Annotated in this window: 12 protein-coding genes; 10 read left to right on the top strand and 2 right to left on the bottom strand. The window is 45.9% G+C overall.

Translation table 11 applies throughout. The features are described from left to right. Positions 1-73 precede the first annotated feature (73 nt). From Nant_RS07140 to glcF, 5 genes are all read left to right on the top strand, one after another. Positions 74-2269, top strand: a complete 2196-nt coding sequence (locus Nant_RS07140) for a malate synthase G (RefSeq protein ID WP_054340952.1) — start codon at positions 74-76, stop codon at positions 2267-2269. Positions 2270-2352: 83 nt separating this feature from the next. Continuing rightward, positions 2353-2784 (top strand): GlcG/HbpS family heme-binding protein, encoded by a 432-nt coding sequence (locus Nant_RS07135; RefSeq protein WP_054340951.1) that lies wholly within the window; start codon positions 2353-2355, stop codon positions 2782-2784. Positions 2785-2816: 32 nt separating this feature from the next. Next, positions 2817-4271, top strand: coding sequence for an FAD-linked oxidase C-terminal domain-containing protein (locus tag Nant_RS07130; protein ID WP_054340950.1), 1455 nt, complete (start codon positions 2817-2819; stop codon positions 4269-4271). After that, positions 4264-5367 carry a glycolate oxidase subunit GlcE gene (gene glcE, locus Nant_RS07125; RefSeq protein ID WP_054340949.1) on the top strand — a complete coding sequence of 368 codons (1104 nt, stop codon included), beginning with the start codon at positions 4264-4266 and terminating at the stop codon, positions 5365-5367. The genes Nant_RS07130 and glcE overlap by 8 nt, the downstream gene beginning before the upstream one ends. An 11-nt stretch (positions 5368-5378) precedes the next feature. Next, positions 5379-6605, top strand: coding sequence for a glycolate oxidase subunit GlcF (gene glcF, locus Nant_RS07120; RefSeq protein ID WP_054340948.1), 1227 nt, complete (start codon positions 5379-5381; stop codon positions 6603-6605). Between the two features lie 143 nt (positions 6606-6748). Here the strand turns inward: glcF and Nant_RS07115 are convergent, their stop codons facing one another. Beyond that, positions 6749-8173: an aminotransferase-like domain-containing protein gene (locus tag Nant_RS07115; protein ID WP_054340947.1), complete on the bottom strand. Its 1425-nt coding sequence runs from the start codon at positions 8171-8173 to the stop codon at positions 6749-6751. 220 nt (positions 8174-8393) lie between these two features. Between Nant_RS07115 and Nant_RS21010 the strand changes: the two genes are divergently transcribed. The 5 genes from Nant_RS21010 to Nant_RS07095 all read left to right on the top strand — a co-directional run bounded on the left by Nant_RS21010 (position 8394) and on the right by Nant_RS07095 (position 15057). Further along, entirely contained in the window at positions 8394-8564 is a 171-nt protein-coding gene (locus Nant_RS21010) for a DUF1127 domain-containing protein (RefSeq protein ID WP_076495947.1), read from the top strand. Positions 8565-8567: 3 nt separating this feature from the next. Beyond that, positions 8568-9512 (top strand): PhzF family phenazine biosynthesis protein, encoded by a 945-nt coding sequence (locus tag Nant_RS07110; RefSeq protein ID WP_054340946.1) that lies wholly within the window; start codon positions 8568-8570, stop codon positions 9510-9512. A 100-nt stretch (positions 9513-9612) separates the two neighbouring features. Further along, on the top strand, positions 9613-10215 hold the full coding sequence (locus tag Nant_RS07105; RefSeq protein ID WP_054340945.1) for a CBS domain-containing protein: 603 nt from the start codon (positions 9613-9615) through the stop codon (positions 10213-10215). A 106-nt stretch (positions 10216-10321) separates the two neighbouring features. After that, complete coding sequence (locus Nant_RS07100; RefSeq protein ID WP_054340944.1) at positions 10322-11533, top strand: type III PLP-dependent enzyme; 1212 nt, start codon at positions 10322-10324, stop codon at positions 11531-11533. A gap of 200 nt (positions 11534-11733) precedes the next feature. Continuing rightward, positions 11734-15057: an EAL domain-containing protein gene (locus Nant_RS07095; RefSeq protein ID WP_054340943.1), complete on the top strand. Its 3324-nt coding sequence runs from the start codon at positions 11734-11736 to the stop codon at positions 15055-15057. On the opposite strand, the gene Nant_RS07090 is transcribed toward Nant_RS07095, so the two are convergent. Then, positions 15054-15695, bottom strand: a complete 642-nt coding sequence (locus tag Nant_RS07090; RefSeq protein ID WP_054340942.1) for a TatD family nuclease-associated radical SAM protein — start codon at positions 15693-15695, stop codon at positions 15054-15056. The two genes, Nant_RS07095 and Nant_RS07090, sit on opposite strands and share 4 nt — an antisense overlap. Between the last annotated feature and the right edge of the window lie 49 nt (positions 15696-15744).

Here is a 15744-nt window from a genome sequence, read left to right as displayed (position 1 = left end):
TATGAGGAAAAGGACTTCCTCTTAAATCAAAAGCATGAATAGAACACTAGTAATAAGAAAAGGTTGAGTAACAATGGATACCAGAATTAACATCGCAGGCTTACAGATTTCAACGGTTCTTCATGATCTGGTCGCTAATGAAATAGCCCCGGGTACCGGTTTGTCGGCCGCTGATTTCTGGCAAAGATTTTCAAAAATTGTCTCAGATCTGGCGCCGAAGAACCGTGAGTTGCTGGCGAAGCGGGATAGCATTCAGGCAAGTATTGATGACTATCATCTCCAACATCGTGGACAGACTCTGAATATGGCTGAGTATAAAGCCTTTCTGAAGGAGATCGGCTATCTGATACCGGAAGGAGAAGCTTTCAGCATAGATACCAAAAATGTTGATAAAGAGATCTCGCAGGTGGCGGGTCCGCAATTAGTGGTACCGGTTAATAATGCCCGATTTGCGCTAAATGCAGCGAATGCCCGCTGGGGTAGTTTGTATGATGCGCTTTACGGTACCGACGCCATCGATCATGACGCACAAACAGGTGTCGCTTTCGACGCAGGGCGTGCGGCAAAAGTAATTCACTGGTCCACCCGGTTTCTCGATCAGGCAGCACCGTTAGTATCAGGCTCCCATGCCGATGTTACTGAGTATGTATTAGACAATTCAGCCATGGGAAAACAACTGCACATGCAGTTGAATAATGGTGAATCTACTCACTTAGCTGACCCTGCACAGTTTGTCGGATATCGTGATACTGGCGCTGAACTAGCAGTGTTATTGGTCAATAATGGCCTGCATATCGAACTGCAGATCAACGCTGATCATTTTATCGGCAAGATATCATCTGCCGGCGTTAAGGATATTATTCTTGAATCGGCCTTGACCACCATTATGGATTGTGAAGACTCGGTTGCAGCAGTTGATGCCGAAGATAAAGTACAGGTTTATCGTAATTGGCTGGGCCTGATGGACGGTAACCTCAAAGAGTCTTTCGTTAAAAATGGCGAGACGGTAAGCCGCGTGCTTGCTGCAGACCGGGATTATAACAACCCGGTAGGCGAGCTGTTTTCTCTGCCCGGTCGCAGCGTATTACTGGTACGCAATGTCGGCCATCTGATGACCACCGATGCAGTACTGGATGCCGCTGGCCATGAGATACCAGAAGGTATGCTGGATGCGATGGTGACATCTTTCTGTGCGCTGCATGATGCGGTTGCTGATAAGCGAACCAGCAACAGCCGTCATGGCAGTATTTATATTGTTAAGCCGAAAATGCATGGCCCTGAAGAAGTCGCCTTTACCGATGAGTTGTTCGGGCGCGTTGAACAGGCGCTGGAGCTGGAAAAGAACACTATTAAAGTAGGGGTGATGGATGAAGAACGCCGCACCTCTGCCAATTTGCAGGAATGTATTCGGGCCGTAAAGCATCGATTATTCTTTATCAATACCGGATTTCTGGATCGCACCGGTGATGAAATTCATACCTCCATGGTTGCCGGCCCCGTACTTCGCAAAGAGGCGATTAAAGCTCAGCCGTGGATCATGGCCTATGAAGATCGCAACATGGACATCGGTTTAGCGTGCGGGTTACCTGGTAAGGCTCAGATCGGTAAGGGTATGTGGGCAATGCCGGATGAGATGAAAAAGATGCTCGAGGTTAAGCGGATGCATCCGGAAGCGGGAGCTACCTGTGCCTGGGTGCCTTCGCCAACGGCGGCGACACTGCACGCAACCCATTATCATCAGATCAATGTGGCTGAGCGTCAGGCGGAACTGGTTAATCGTCCGGCATCTGCGTTAGAAACACTCTTGACTCCGCCCTTGCTCAATACTGAACAGTTGAATAGCCAACGGTTAGCACCGGAACAGATTCAATCTGAAGTAGACAGTAATGCCCAGAGCATACTGGGTTATGTAGTGCGATGGGTTGAGCAGGGTATGGGCTGTTCTAAAGTACCAGACATTAACAATGTCGGATTGATGGAAGATAGGGCGACACTGCGTATTTCCAGTCAGTTGCTGGCCAACTGGTTGCTGCACGGTATCTGTACAGACGATCAGGTCCTGGACTCCTTTAAAAAGATGGCGTTAGTGGTTGATACGCAGAACGCAGGCGATACGGCTTACCGAAATATGGCACCTGATTATGATCGTAGTATCGCTTTTCAGGCGGCCTGTGACCTTGTGTTCAAAGGTTGTGAACAACCCAATGGCTATACAGAGCCATTATTACACCAGCGCCGACGCGAGTTTAAGGGTGCACGAGCCCTTTAGAACCTGCCTTGTGGTTCTTTTTTGCAGGCTGCTGCCGATGCGGTGGCCTGTGTTTTTTTCTTTGTAGGTAGGAGTAGAACATTATGTTGTTAATTAATCGCCTCAGTCAGTCTGATGCCCGAATCCTGATGTCGGGAGCTGAACAAAAAGCCGAAGAAATTGGTGTTCCCATGTGTATCGCCATTACCGATGAATCCGGCAACCTGATCGCTTTTGAACGAATGGACGGTGGTAAGGTGCACAGTACCACGGTTGCCCAGGATAAAGCGTTTACCGCTGCCTCTGCCCGAAAAGCGACCCATGAATTTAATGAAGCCTGTATTCCGGGTAGTGATAATTATCTGTTTGGCATCCATACTGCATTAGGCGGTCGGTTATGTATCGTTGGAGGGGGCTTCCCGATCAGAGTTAATGGTGAAGTCGTTGGTGGTATCGGTATCAGTTCAGGTTCTCCCCAGCAGGATATGGCCTGTGCTCAGGCGGGTATCGATAAATTTAATCTCAGCAGTTTGTAATACTGCGCGGTGCCAATTTACGGAGCAGATCAATGAGTGCAGCTAATAAAATCAATAAAGACGAACTGTGTAAACTGTTTCGGTGCTTTATTGCCCCGCAGTACGTGATTTCTGATGCAGAAACACTCAAGCCTTATGAGTGCGATGGCTTGTCGATGTACTGTGAAATGCCGTTGGTTGTGGTGTTGCCAGAGACGGTGACGCAGGTACAAGAAGTTTTACGTATTTGCCACCGTTATACGATTCCTGTCGTGGCTCGTGGTGCGGGTACAGGATTGTGTGCCGGCGCCATGCCGAATGCGCAGGGGGTGGTTCTCTCGTTAGCTAAGTTTAAGAATATTATTGAGATTAACCCGCTAACACGCACTGCCAGATTACAACCGGGTGTCCGTAATCTGGCGATCAGTGAGGCGGCTGCAGAGTATGGGCTTTATTATGGCCCTGATCCTTCTTCGCAGATCGCCTGCACTATTGGCGGCAATGTCGCGGAAAACTCCGGCGGTGTGCATTGCCTCAAATACGGCCTTACGGTACACAATGTACTGAGTATTGAGATGCTCACCGTAGAAGGTGAGAAGATCACCTTAGGCAGTGATGGGCTCGATAGTTGTGGCTTTGATTTATTAGCGCTGATCAATGGCTCCGAAGGTCTGTTGGGCGTGGTTACTGAGGTTCAGGTTAAATTATTGCCCATACCAGAAAAAGCCCGCGTGGTGATGGCAGGGTTTGATAATGTGCAGCAGGCCGGCGATTCGGTCAGTGGCATTATAGCCAGCGGTATTATTCCCGCTGGCCTGGAGATGATGGATTCTCATGCGATTTCGGCCGCTGAGGATTTCGCGAAAGCAGGCTATCCTAAAGATGCTAAAGCGCTGCTGCTGTGTGAAGTCGATGGTACGTCTGAGGAAGTTCAGGAACATATCGAAAAGGTTGAAAAACTGTTTCATTCTTTTGGTGCAACCTCCGTCAGGACGTCGCAGACCGAAGCCGAGCGCGCGCTCTTATGGAAAGGTCGAAAGTGTGCCTTTCCCGCCGTGGGTCGCATATCGCCAGATTATTACTGTATGGATGGCACGATTCCCCGTGGTCAGCTGGCACATGTACTGACTGAAATGCAGAAAATGTCTGATCATTATCAACTCCGTGTGGCAAATGTATTTCATGCCGGTGACGGTAACCTGCACCCGCTGATTCTGTTTGATGCAAACATTCCCGGAGAGTTCGAAAGAACCGAAGAGTTTGGTGGCAAGATTCTTGAACTCTGCGTGGCGGTGGGTGGCTGTATTACCGGTGAGCATGGTGTGGGCATCGAGAAAATCCGTCAGATGTTTATTCAGTTCACTGAGCAGGAGCTGTTGCAATTTACCACCATTAAAGAGGCTTTTGATCCGCTGGGAACGTTGAATCCGGGTAAGGGCATACCGACGTTGCGACGTTGCCAGGAGTACCGCTCGATCGAACCTAAAAAGGTGACTACTCATGACTGATCTATCTAAAGAATTACAACAGCAGGTGCTGACGGCCCGTGATGAGAAACGTGCTTTAAGTATTATAGGCGGCGGCAGCAAGTCTTTCATGGGACGTGAAACCAGCGGCAGTCGATTGGACCTCTCCGGCCACACCGGCATTGTGAATTACCATCCGGTTGAACTGGTAATGACTGCCCGGGCGGGGACACCGATTACTGAGATTGAAGCAGCATTGGCTGAAAATAATCAGATGCTGGCATTTGAACCTCCCCGGTTTTCAGATGCCGCCACGATAGGCGGGACATTGGCATGTAATCAATCGGGTCCTTCACGGCCCTGGTCTGGTTCAGTGCGCGACCATGTCCTGGGCGTCCGTTTAATTAATGGACTCGGTGAGCACCTTAAGTTTGGTGGCCAGGTGATGAAAAACGTTGCCGGTTACGATGTCTCGCGTTTACAAGCGGGAGCCATGGGTTCACTGGGTGTTATCACTGAGGTTAGCCTCAAAGTGCTACCCAAACCTGCCGCGACCAAAACTCTGGTGTGGGACATGGATGCGCAGGCTGCAATTACCTTTATGAATCAGCTTTCGGCCCGGCCTAAGCCAGTGTCTGCGGCCTGTTGGTTAGAAGGGCGCTTATATGTACGCTTGTCCGGAGCGCTTTCTGCTGTGGAAGCAACCGTACAGGAATGGCAAGGGAAGGAGTGGCAGGGTAAAGGCGCTTTTGGTTCTGGTAGCTTGGATTCTGACGTGTTTGATTCTGAAAAGTTCTGGGAACAGTTGCGTCATCAGAAATTAGATTTCTTTAACCAGGCATTACCACTCTGGCGTTTATCAGTTAATTCAACCGCTCAGATCGCATCGCTTGATAGTGAGTCCCTGATCGATTGGGGTGGCGCGCAGCGTTGGTATCGTGGTGAAGCAGACAAAACGCGGATGGAATCATTAGCAACAGAGGCGGGTGGGCAGGTCAGTCTTTTTGCCGGCGGAGACCGTTGTTCAGAAGTGATGCACAACGCTCCGGTTGTACTTCAGACAATCCAAAAACGGATTAAAGACTCTTTTGACCCCGATGGTATTTTTAATCCCGGACGGCTCTATAGCTGGATGTAAGCAGGTAGCCTATGAAAACTGATCTGATTCCTCATTATAAAGATTCGCCTGAAGGCCAGGACGCGGAAGCAATACTGCGTAGCTGTGTACATTGTGGCTTTTGTAACGCGACTTGTCCTACTTACCAAGAGCTCAACGATGAGCGTGACGGCCCGCGTGGTCGCATTTATTTGATAAAACAGCTGCTTGAAGGCGGCGAAGTCACTGAAAAAACCCGGACTCATCTTGACCGTTGTCTGACCTGCCGTAGCTGTGAGACCACCTGTCCTTCCGGTGTTCAATACGGCCGGTTGATTGATTTTGGTCGCGCTGAAGTCGAGAAAAAGCTTGATCGACCGCTCAATCAAAAGCTAATGCGGTGGGCGCTACGACAAGTACTGCCTTATCCGAAGCGTTTCGGTCCGTTGTTAAAAGCAGGGCAAGTCTTGCGGCCGATCATGCCTGAAGCTATTAAAGCCAAGATGCCGCCTAAGCGACAAGCCAACAGTCCCTGGCCAGCCGAACGTCACGACAGGGTGATGCTGGCACTGGCAGGATGTGCGCAGCCGAGTACCACACCCAATACTAATATTGCCACCGCTCGCGTATTAGATAAGTTGGGCATTACGCTGGTGGAAGAGTCTAAAGCAGGCTGTTGTGGCGCGGTAAGCTATCATCTCGGTGCTCATGATGAAGGGCTGGATTTTATGCGGCGTAATATCGATGCCTGGTGGCCTGCGGTAGAGGCCGGCGTTGAGGCTATCGTGATGACCGCATCTGGATGTGGTGCGATGGTGCAGGATTACGGCTACGCCCTGAGACATGACGCAATCTATTCTGAAAAAGCGCATAAAATCAGCGCGCTTACAAAAGATATCAGTGAAATTCTGTCAGCTGAAGATCTTACTCAGCTTGCTATCAACAATACCCCGGGAAGCACGTCATCAGGTAAGGTCGCCGTGCATTGTCCCTGTACGCTTCAGCATGCAATGAAACAGAGTGGTGTGGTTGAAGATATTTTACAGCGAGCAGGTATCGAATTGACCAAAACCAAGGATGCACATCTGTGTTGTGGTTCAGCAGGAACCTATTCCATTCTACAGCCTGAAATGAGCCAGAAACTGCTGAGTAACAAATTAGAAGCTCTGACCCTTGGCCAGCCAGATCGTATCGTAACTTCAAACGTGGGTTGCCAACTGCATCTGGAGTCGAAAGCCAAAGTGCCGGTTCAGCACTGGATAGAATTACTGGATAACTGATCAGTGAAGGGGAGTAGCAGGGGCAGCGATGCCCCTGCATTTTGTGTGATACACGCGGTCAGACATTATTGGTGTCAGTAATGAGCTTATAAAACAGCATCCTTTGCTCTGTACTGGAGGTGTCCGTTAATATACTCCTTGTTCTAAAGTAGATCAGTGAGCATTTTGGAGACCATGTTCCCTACGGTTTTTATCGCATTTTCATTTTTAACCGACGGCTTGTCAGTAAAGTTGAGGCGCATGCAGTTACTGTATTTACCTGAACCGGAAAATAACATCCCTGGTGCGATGCTTACGTTTTGGCGCATGGTCCGCTCGTTTAGTATTACTGTATCTATCTCATCAGAAAGTTCGACCCATAACACGAAGCCGCCTTGTGGATAGCTGATTTTAGTGCCGACAGGGAAGTATTTTTCAACCCATCCAATCATTACATCGCGGCTTTGATGGTATTGGGCGCGCATTTTTCGGATGTGACGTTCGTAACCTCCCTGCGCGATAAATTCAGCAATAGCATGCTGGGGCAAGGTGGAAGTACTCGCAGTGACTACATATTTCATATGCATGACGAGATTCACATAGCGGCCAGGGGCAACCCATCCGATACGAAGGCCAGGCGCGAGAGTTTTGGAAAAGGAAGAGCAGAGCAAAACACGGCCTTGTGTATCGAATGATTTTATAGAGGGTGGCCGCGGGGATATATATGACAGGTCACCATAAATATCATCTTCAATAATGGGCAAGTCATAGCGCGACGTGAGTTCTAATAAACGCTTTTTATGCTCAACAGGCATGGTGTAACCCAGCGGGTTGTTGCAGGTCGGGGTTAATTGAATGGCTTTAATAGGCCACTGTTCTAAGGCCAGTTCCAGTGCTTCCAGACTGATACCCGTTTCTGGATGTGTCGGGATTTCAATCGCTTTTAAACCATGAGCTTTTATTGCCTGCATCGAGCCATAAAAACTGGGGGAGTCCACCGCCACTATATCGCCGGGTTGTGTAATAGCCCGCAGGCTGGCAGAGAGTGCTTCCTGGCAACCCGTGGTGATAATGATATCGTCAGGATGGAGTCGGCAACCAGAATCCACCATTAAGCGTGCAATCTGTAAACGTAAACTGTCAGCACCCCTGAGGCTTTCATATGAAAGCATGCTTGCCTGAGCGTGTTTGTTCAGGTCGGACATAATACGGGTTAATGGCTTTAGGGTCGGTGCTTCTAAATCAGGAATGGCGCGACTCAATTGTACGATATCTGATGTCGTGCTGGCGCATAAAAGGTTTAAGACTTCTTCCCATTGGGATATTTCGATGGGTTTTTGTATTGGTCGTGAGAGATCAGGCAGATGTTGTGGCGCTTTCTGTTTGTTAATAACATAGAAGCCGGATTTAGGTCGGGATTCTGCCCAGCCTTGGTCCTCAAGTAAGCGGTATGCCTCCTGCGCAGTAGAGATGCTGACTTCATGCGTGAGGCTTAAGCTGCGAATAGACGGGAGTTTTTCCCCCGTCTGATAAAATGATTGTTCTATTCGTTCTGCAATACTGTGCGCAACTTGCTCATAAAGCTTCATGTCAGATGACCCTTCACGGTTTGACTCTGTCGCTTATATCCGTCGCTTCTAGAGGGCTGCATGACAGATGCGGTGATATTTAGCATGACAGATATCTGTATTGAAAATCTGTATCGGTTGTAAAAATTTAATTCTGAATCTGTAATGGTTTTAGTGTAAGTCATAACATATCTCACAGCAACACTAGGGTCTCTGGTGATAAGCAACAGGAGAGCATGGGATGATTATTATTGAATTTTTCAGACGTCTTTTGAGCCATCTGGGGTTATTGCAGCAACGCCAACGGAGTCGTCGACAGTTATTGAGGCTGGAGCAGCACGCATTGAAAGATATAGGTATTAGTCGGGCGGACGCCATACTCGAAGCTGAAAAGCCTTTTTGGAAGGAGTAGAAAATGGAGCTTTATAGCCTCCCAGAGAATAATTATCAGGCAAATAAACCTTTTTCGTATTACACGCTCGATGTTTTTACCGATACGCCTTTTGGTGGTAATCCGTTGGCCGTATTTACCGATGCAGGGCATTTATCAGAGATGCAAATGCAGCGGATTGCTGCAGAGCTAAATTTATCTGAAACCGTATTCATCACGAAACAAACAGGCCCTAAGCGATGGACAATCCGTATCTTTATGCCTAAAGGAGAGATTCCATTTGCAGGACATCCAACGATAGGCACGGCGCTGCTGATTAAAAAATTAGGCTGGTTAGACGCCGCTCAGGAAGAAAGTGAAGGTGCCCCGGCACTCATATTAGATGAGCAGGTAGGGCCAGTCCCTGTGGTATTTATCGAACATGCGAACGGACAGTGCCTGGCTCGTTTTACGACCGCTGTTTTGCCAACACAGGCTGAGAGTGAACTGACGATAGCAGATGCTGCAGGTTTGCTTCAACTTGAACCACAGCAAATAGCATCCATACCGTATATTGCCAGTTGCGGTGTGCCATATCAGTTTGTTGAACTGATTGATGTAGAGGCTGTTTCTCAGGCCGTGCTTGATTCGTCATTGTGGAAGAGACTTTTGGGGGCGGCAGATGTTTCTGATCTTTGTATTTATAGTTTTAGTCAGCAAAGTGCCGATATCCGCATGCGGATGTTTGCGCCCTCGGCAGGGATTGATGAAGATCCCGCTACAGGAAGTGCGGCGGCAGCATTAGTGGGTGGGCTTGCATTGCGGAGTAAACAGGTGATCCCTCAAGGATGGATGATTGAGCAGGGTCAGGAGATGGGAAGGCCTAGTATTATCGGCACGTATGTGACAGCCGGGAATGAGGGTGTGCGTTCAGTTGAAGTATTTGGTAGTGCTGTTCTGATGTCTAAGGGAGCGTTTTATTTTTCATAAGGAAAAGGGTGATCTTTCTTGAAAATCTGACTATTCTGTTATGAAGCATTACATAGATAACAAGCTCCATACTCTAACCATAGCAGAAAGGAGGTTGGCGATGTTTCAGACCTTTCGTCATATTCGGTTACAAGAAATTTCAGATGTAAATCATCTGCTTTCACCTGAGCAGCTTCAGAATCCAATCAGCCTGAACAGTCCTGCTATAGATGTCATGACTGATTTCCTAAAAGTTGCACCTGTCTCTATATCACAAGAAACACAGGTAGATGAAGCACTTGAATGGATGAAAAGTCAGCATGTACGTTTACTTTTTGCTACAGGTGCTGATAGCTTATTTAGTGGTGTGGTAACTGCCCGGGATATCATGGGCAGTAGTGTTATGTCTTATATGCAAACACATGGCTTGCCAAGAGAATATGTGTTGGTAAAACATGTCATGATTGCTAAAGAACAATTACTGGCGTTAACCTATGAGCAGCTAAAGCATGCACAAATAGGTGATATGATGTTAACGCTGAAAGATTCGGGAGAGCAGCACATAGTCGTCATCGATGAAAGCCTTGCTCAGGTTAAGCGTATTCGCGGTATTATCTCAGCAAGCGATCTTTCGCGAAAACTGAAAGTCGGCTTTGAAATAATGTATGAAGCCAAGTCCTTTGCAGAGATAGAACGGGTTGTGACGCATGGAGGTGGTATTTAATTTTTACACTATTGCTATCGTAAAAAATTAATTTATACTCGCCGAATTGCCAGATCCAGATCTGGTATGATTTAAGCGAAAAGCTAGCCCATAATGGTTATACATTATGGGCTGTTTTCATATAACCCCTAAGAAAATAGATGGTGAGGTGCCGGAAGTAGTGAAACATCCAGAACAATTATCTCCTGAAAAGTGGAGTCATATCAAAGCGTTTTCCGACAATAAAGAAACTCCATTTATTGTTATCGATTTAAATACAGTACGTGAAAAGTATTTAGAACTTGAGCAGGGATTTGATTACGCGCGTATCTATTACGCCGTTAAAGCTAACCCGGCTGAAGAAGTTCTTAGTTTGTTAGCTGAGCTAGGCTCCAACTTTGATATTGCCTCGATCTATGAACTAGATCGTGTTCTGAAGTGTAATGTTTCACCTGACCGTTGCAGCTATGGAAACACTATTAAAAAGCGTAAAGATATTGCCTATTTTTATGATAAAGGGGTGCGGTTATTTGCGACGGATTCGGAAGCAGATGTCCGTAATATCGCAGAGCTTGCGCCGGGTTCACGGGTTTATATCAGGATCTTAACAGAAGGTTCGGAAGGCGCTGATTGGCCGTTATCACGTAAGTTTGGCTGTAGTCCTGAAATGGCTATAGAGTTGGCCGCTCTGTCAAAAGAGTTAGGTCTTGATCCTTACGGTGTATCTTTTCATGTGGGCTCGCAGCAGCGCGAAATCGACTCATGGGATGGTGCGATTGCAAAAGTAAAAGTGGTTTTTGAGCGACTCTATAATGAGCATGGTATTGCACTGAGAATGATCAATATGGGAGGTGGCTTCCCTGCGCAATATATTCAGAAAACTAATGAATTTAGTACCTATGCCGAAGAAATTACTCGTTACCTAACGGAAGACTTTCCAGACATGGTACCCGAAATCATTCTTGAACCGGGTCGCTCTTTGTTAGGTGACTCTGGTGTTATGGTGTCGGAGATTGTGCTTATTTCAAGAAAGTCTCAAACTGCTTTAGAGCGTTGGGTTTATATGGATGTGGGTAAATTTAACGGGCTTATTGAAACACTGGATGAGTGCATTAAATACCCTATCTATACTGAGCATGAAGGCGAAGAGGAAGCGGTTGTTTTAGCTGGCCCTACCTGTGACAGTATGGATATTATGTATGAAAATCATAAATACGAATTGCCGCTGTCTCTGAACATCGGTGATCGGCTGTATTGGATGTCTACCGGCGCTTATACCAGTAGTTACTGCTCTGTAGAATTTAACGGGTTCCCACCGTTAAAGACATATTTCATCTAAACGTACTGCTATAGCAACAACTAAAATTATCTGCAGTTTAGTTGTTGCTTCTTCTTTTTTTAGGCTTTTCAAGCTGCCGCTATCTAAAAACTTTCGCTAAAAAATGCTCATAATATTGATGAGTGTTATAATCAAAAAATAATAGGGTCATTGTATGGCTTTAGTTATATTCCATTTTAATAAATATAAAAGAGTTTTTAATGAAGCTTGGCTCGTCTGAAAATTTACATGTGTCCATGAATGGGATAGGTGTGATAGAAGGATTCTTTGATTTAAAAAGTGATCAATTCAATCTGGCTGAAGAACAACCCGGAAATTTTCTTGGGTATGCATTTGTTCTTTGGGAAAAATCCTTTTTCTTGATACAAATGATGCATCCAGAAGATATTTTTCTCTGGGAAAATGCCATATCTCAGTGGCAATCCGAACAGGACTTTCCTGATGCATTAGTTCTTCGTTTTATTGATAATAATGGTCAATATCAGCGTGTTGTCGTGACTCTTGGTGCTCTGGTTATCGATAGTGCTCAGCAGCAGAGCGCAGATAACACTGTCATCCCTTTGAAATTTGTTATGACTGCCTTTTGTGACTCGTCTCATGCCTCCGGTTCGTATCAATATGCGGATAGAGCATCTGCTGTCGAGGATCTTGAGCAGGAGCATAAAAGAGCAAATTATTATTTGGATATTGCGGGTGTGATTATGGTCACACTGGATCTTGACGGTAATATTACGCTGCTTAATCGTTTTGCCTGTAAGTTACTTCAGATAAGCCAGGAAGCCGCGCTGGGTCTGAATTGGTTTGATTACTTCTTACCCGAACGTGGAAAGAGAATCGCCCAATCAGCATACAGCCGGTTGATGAACAATCATTTAATACCCAATCAGCAGGTTGAAAAACCGGTGTTAACCAGTACGGGTGAAGAGCGCCTGATTCTTTGGTACAACCGTGTTCTTACCGATGAGCAAGGGCAGCGTATAGGTATTCTTTCTTCAGGAACGGATATAACTGAACAGCGGCTATCTGAGAAAACGTTGCAAGCTGAAAAAAGTCGTTTGCGCACGTTAATTGATTCGATCCCAGATCTTATTTACTTCAAAAATTCCGACTCTGTATTTATGGGATGTAATAAAGCTTTTGAAGCGTTTAGTGATGCGCCCGAGGCGGTACTGTTAGGTAAAACTGACGTTGATTTATTTGATGAGGTTACTGCGCGTGCTCTCCAATGTTCCGATAAGGATATGCTGCAGAGTCAAGTGTCGCAGCGTCATGATGAATGGGTAACATACGCAGATGGCCGTCGGGTACTTCTGGATACTCTTCGAATACCCTTATATCTTGATGAAGTTGATGGCTTTGGTGTGCTTGGGGTTAGTCGGGATATTACAGAACATTCATTGATGAGTGGGCAGTTGTCGTTAGTGAATGCGATGGTTGATCATAGCTTGGATCCGTTGATTTGTACTTCACCGGATGATGATTTTCGAATTATTTATGCAAATGCCGCTGCTATCAAGCATTTTTCTATCAGTGCTGTTGAACTTTATAAAACACATATCCATGACTGGGATCCCAGCTGTCCTCTCGCGACGTTGCAATCTCGTTGGAAAAAAATCAAGAGCAGTATTAAGAGTAATATCAAAAACAAATCACAAGCTCTTAAGACAGCACACCGTTTACGAAATGGTGAGGAAGTTCCAATAGAAGCCTCATCACGGTCGTTTTTCTACGAAGATACAACTTATATGATCACGGTTTTTAAGAATATTAGTGATCGAATTAATTATGAAAAAGCTGTAGAAGTCGCTGAACAACGCTCGCGATTACTCTTAGAACACAGTAATGAAGGTATTTTCGGGTTAGATGCAGAAGGTATAACCACTTTTATCAACCCCGCCGCCGCGATGATGCTTGGTTACCATCCTGATGAGTTGATAGGGAAACAAAACCACCCGTTGATTCATCACTCGCATGCCGATGGCACGCCAATAAAACGAGAAGAATGCCATATGTTAATGTCGATCCGGTATGGCAAAAGCTATCGGATCGAAACAGATGTTTTATGGTGCAAGGATAAGCATTCGTTTCCGGTGGAATACTGGAGTTCGCCTATATATCAAAATGAAGAGATTATCGGAGCTGTTGTAACTTTTCATGATATTACACATCGTAAAGCGGTTGAAGAACAGATCAGATATCTCGCTTTTCATGATCCATTAACCGGTTTGCCCAACCGTCGACTCTTTCTTGACCGCTTTGAACACGAAATATTACAAGGGCGCCGTTCGGGGCAGGTTTCAGCTTTGCATATGTTAGATCTTGATCATTTCAAAGAAATTAACGATACCCTGGGCCATCCTGCAGGTGATTCTTTATTGATTGAAGTGGCACATCGTATAAAAAATATTCTTCGTGAAAGCGACACTTTTGCTCGCTTTGGAGGGGATGAATTCACTATTTTACAAAACAATATTGACGATATTTCCGATGTCGCTGCTTTGGCAGAAAAAGTGATCAATTGTTTTAATGAGCCGTTTAACTTTTCTGTGACTAAGTTAAAAACGAATACCAGTATCGGGCTTGTTATTTGTGATAATAACGTTCCTGTGGACGAGCTTATTTCACGTGCAGATGTTGCTCTTTATAGAGCAAAAGAACTAGGCCGGTCTCGTTTCGTTTTTTATCAGGAAGAAATGACAGAACGCGTTCAGCGAGATGCAGAACTAGCGCATATGCTGGGTAGTGCTGGATTTTTTGAGCAGCTTTATATGGTCTATCAGCCTCAATTTGATTGTGAAAGTGGCGAGTTGGTGGGTTTTGAGGCATTGCTCCGATGGTTGCATCCTGAACAGGGATTGATTTCACCCATGATATTTATCCCTATTGCTGAAAAGCGCGGGATGATCGACGGCATTGGTTTATGGGTTGCCCAGCATGTGTGCATAGAAGTGGGGAGGTGGCTGGAACAGGGGTTAAATTTCAGAACGGTTTCTTTTAATCTTTCTCCGGTTCAATTACGAAACGAAGAGGGAATACAGAACCTGCTATCGTTACTAAAAGATTCCGGCACGGCATTGCATCATTTTGAAGTAGAAATTACCGAATCCGCCTGTATGGATGCATCTGAAGATACACTCAAATTATTAGAAAGCTATGTTAATCAAGGCTTAAAGCTCGCGATTGATGACTTTGGTACCGGTTTCTCATCAATGGTTGCATTAAGACAGCTAAGCGCCTGTCGGTTGAAAATAGATCGAAGCTTTATTCGTGATATGTTGCATGATGCTAATGACGAAATGATTGTTAAAGCGACCATTGCATTGGCTCATTCACTGGGTTTAGAAGTGGTTGCGGAAGGCGTTGAGTCTGAAGAGCAGTTAAATGTGTTGCAAAAACAGGGGTGTGATATCGCTCAGGGTTATTTTCTGGGTTATCCGATGAAGCAGCAAGATGCGATGAGTTTTTTGCGAATATTGGGTGATAAGTCATACATAAGTGCTTCAGTGGATAGGGATGCTATTTAACCCACGTTATCCAGAGTCCGCGCTTTGAATTTAGCACCATTAGTGATCGCGATTGTTTGACAGGCGCTGATATCTATACCTTTTAAGCCATCAATAGCGGTGACAGTAACATCGGGTATACATTGCGCTGCTCGTTGCACGAAAGCGATAACAGCAGGGTAGCTATGTGGAATACTAGGTACGCAATGCTCAATATATTGGTACTCATTCTGCGCATTGAGTGAAATAGAGATGGCATCAATGCACGTTGCCAGTAAAGGCACAACATCTTTTTTATGGAACAGATTCGCTAAACCGTCTGTGTTCAGGCGTGTTTTACCGCCGTTGGCTTTGACTGCATTGGCGACTGAAATGAGTGCGTCAAGACGTAAGGTAGGTTCTCCATAGCCGCAAAAAACAACTTCTTCGTACTGCGTTGGATCACCTATCAGATCAATTATCTTCTGCGGTTCGGGTAGTTCAGATAAGGTCAGATTGTAGTTGTGTACCTCCTTACTATCATTATGTTTAGGACAAAACCGACAGGCAAGCGTGCAGCGGTCTGTCAAATTAACATATAACCTGTTTTCTATAGCATATATTAGCGTATCGGGCCGGGCATGGCGTACACGTCTTGCAGAGTTAGGTTTAGCTATCATATGGAGCACTCCTGTCACTTAGGCGCGTACTGTAAAGCTAAGCAGTGCA

This window comes from Neptunomonas antarctica, from assembly GCF_001305295.1.
Lineage (GTDB): Bacteria > Pseudomonadota > Gammaproteobacteria > Pseudomonadales > Balneatricaceae > Neptunomonas > Neptunomonas antarctica.
Note: the sequence above shows the minus strand (reverse complement) of the source record. Positions and strands in the feature narration are given on the sequence as shown.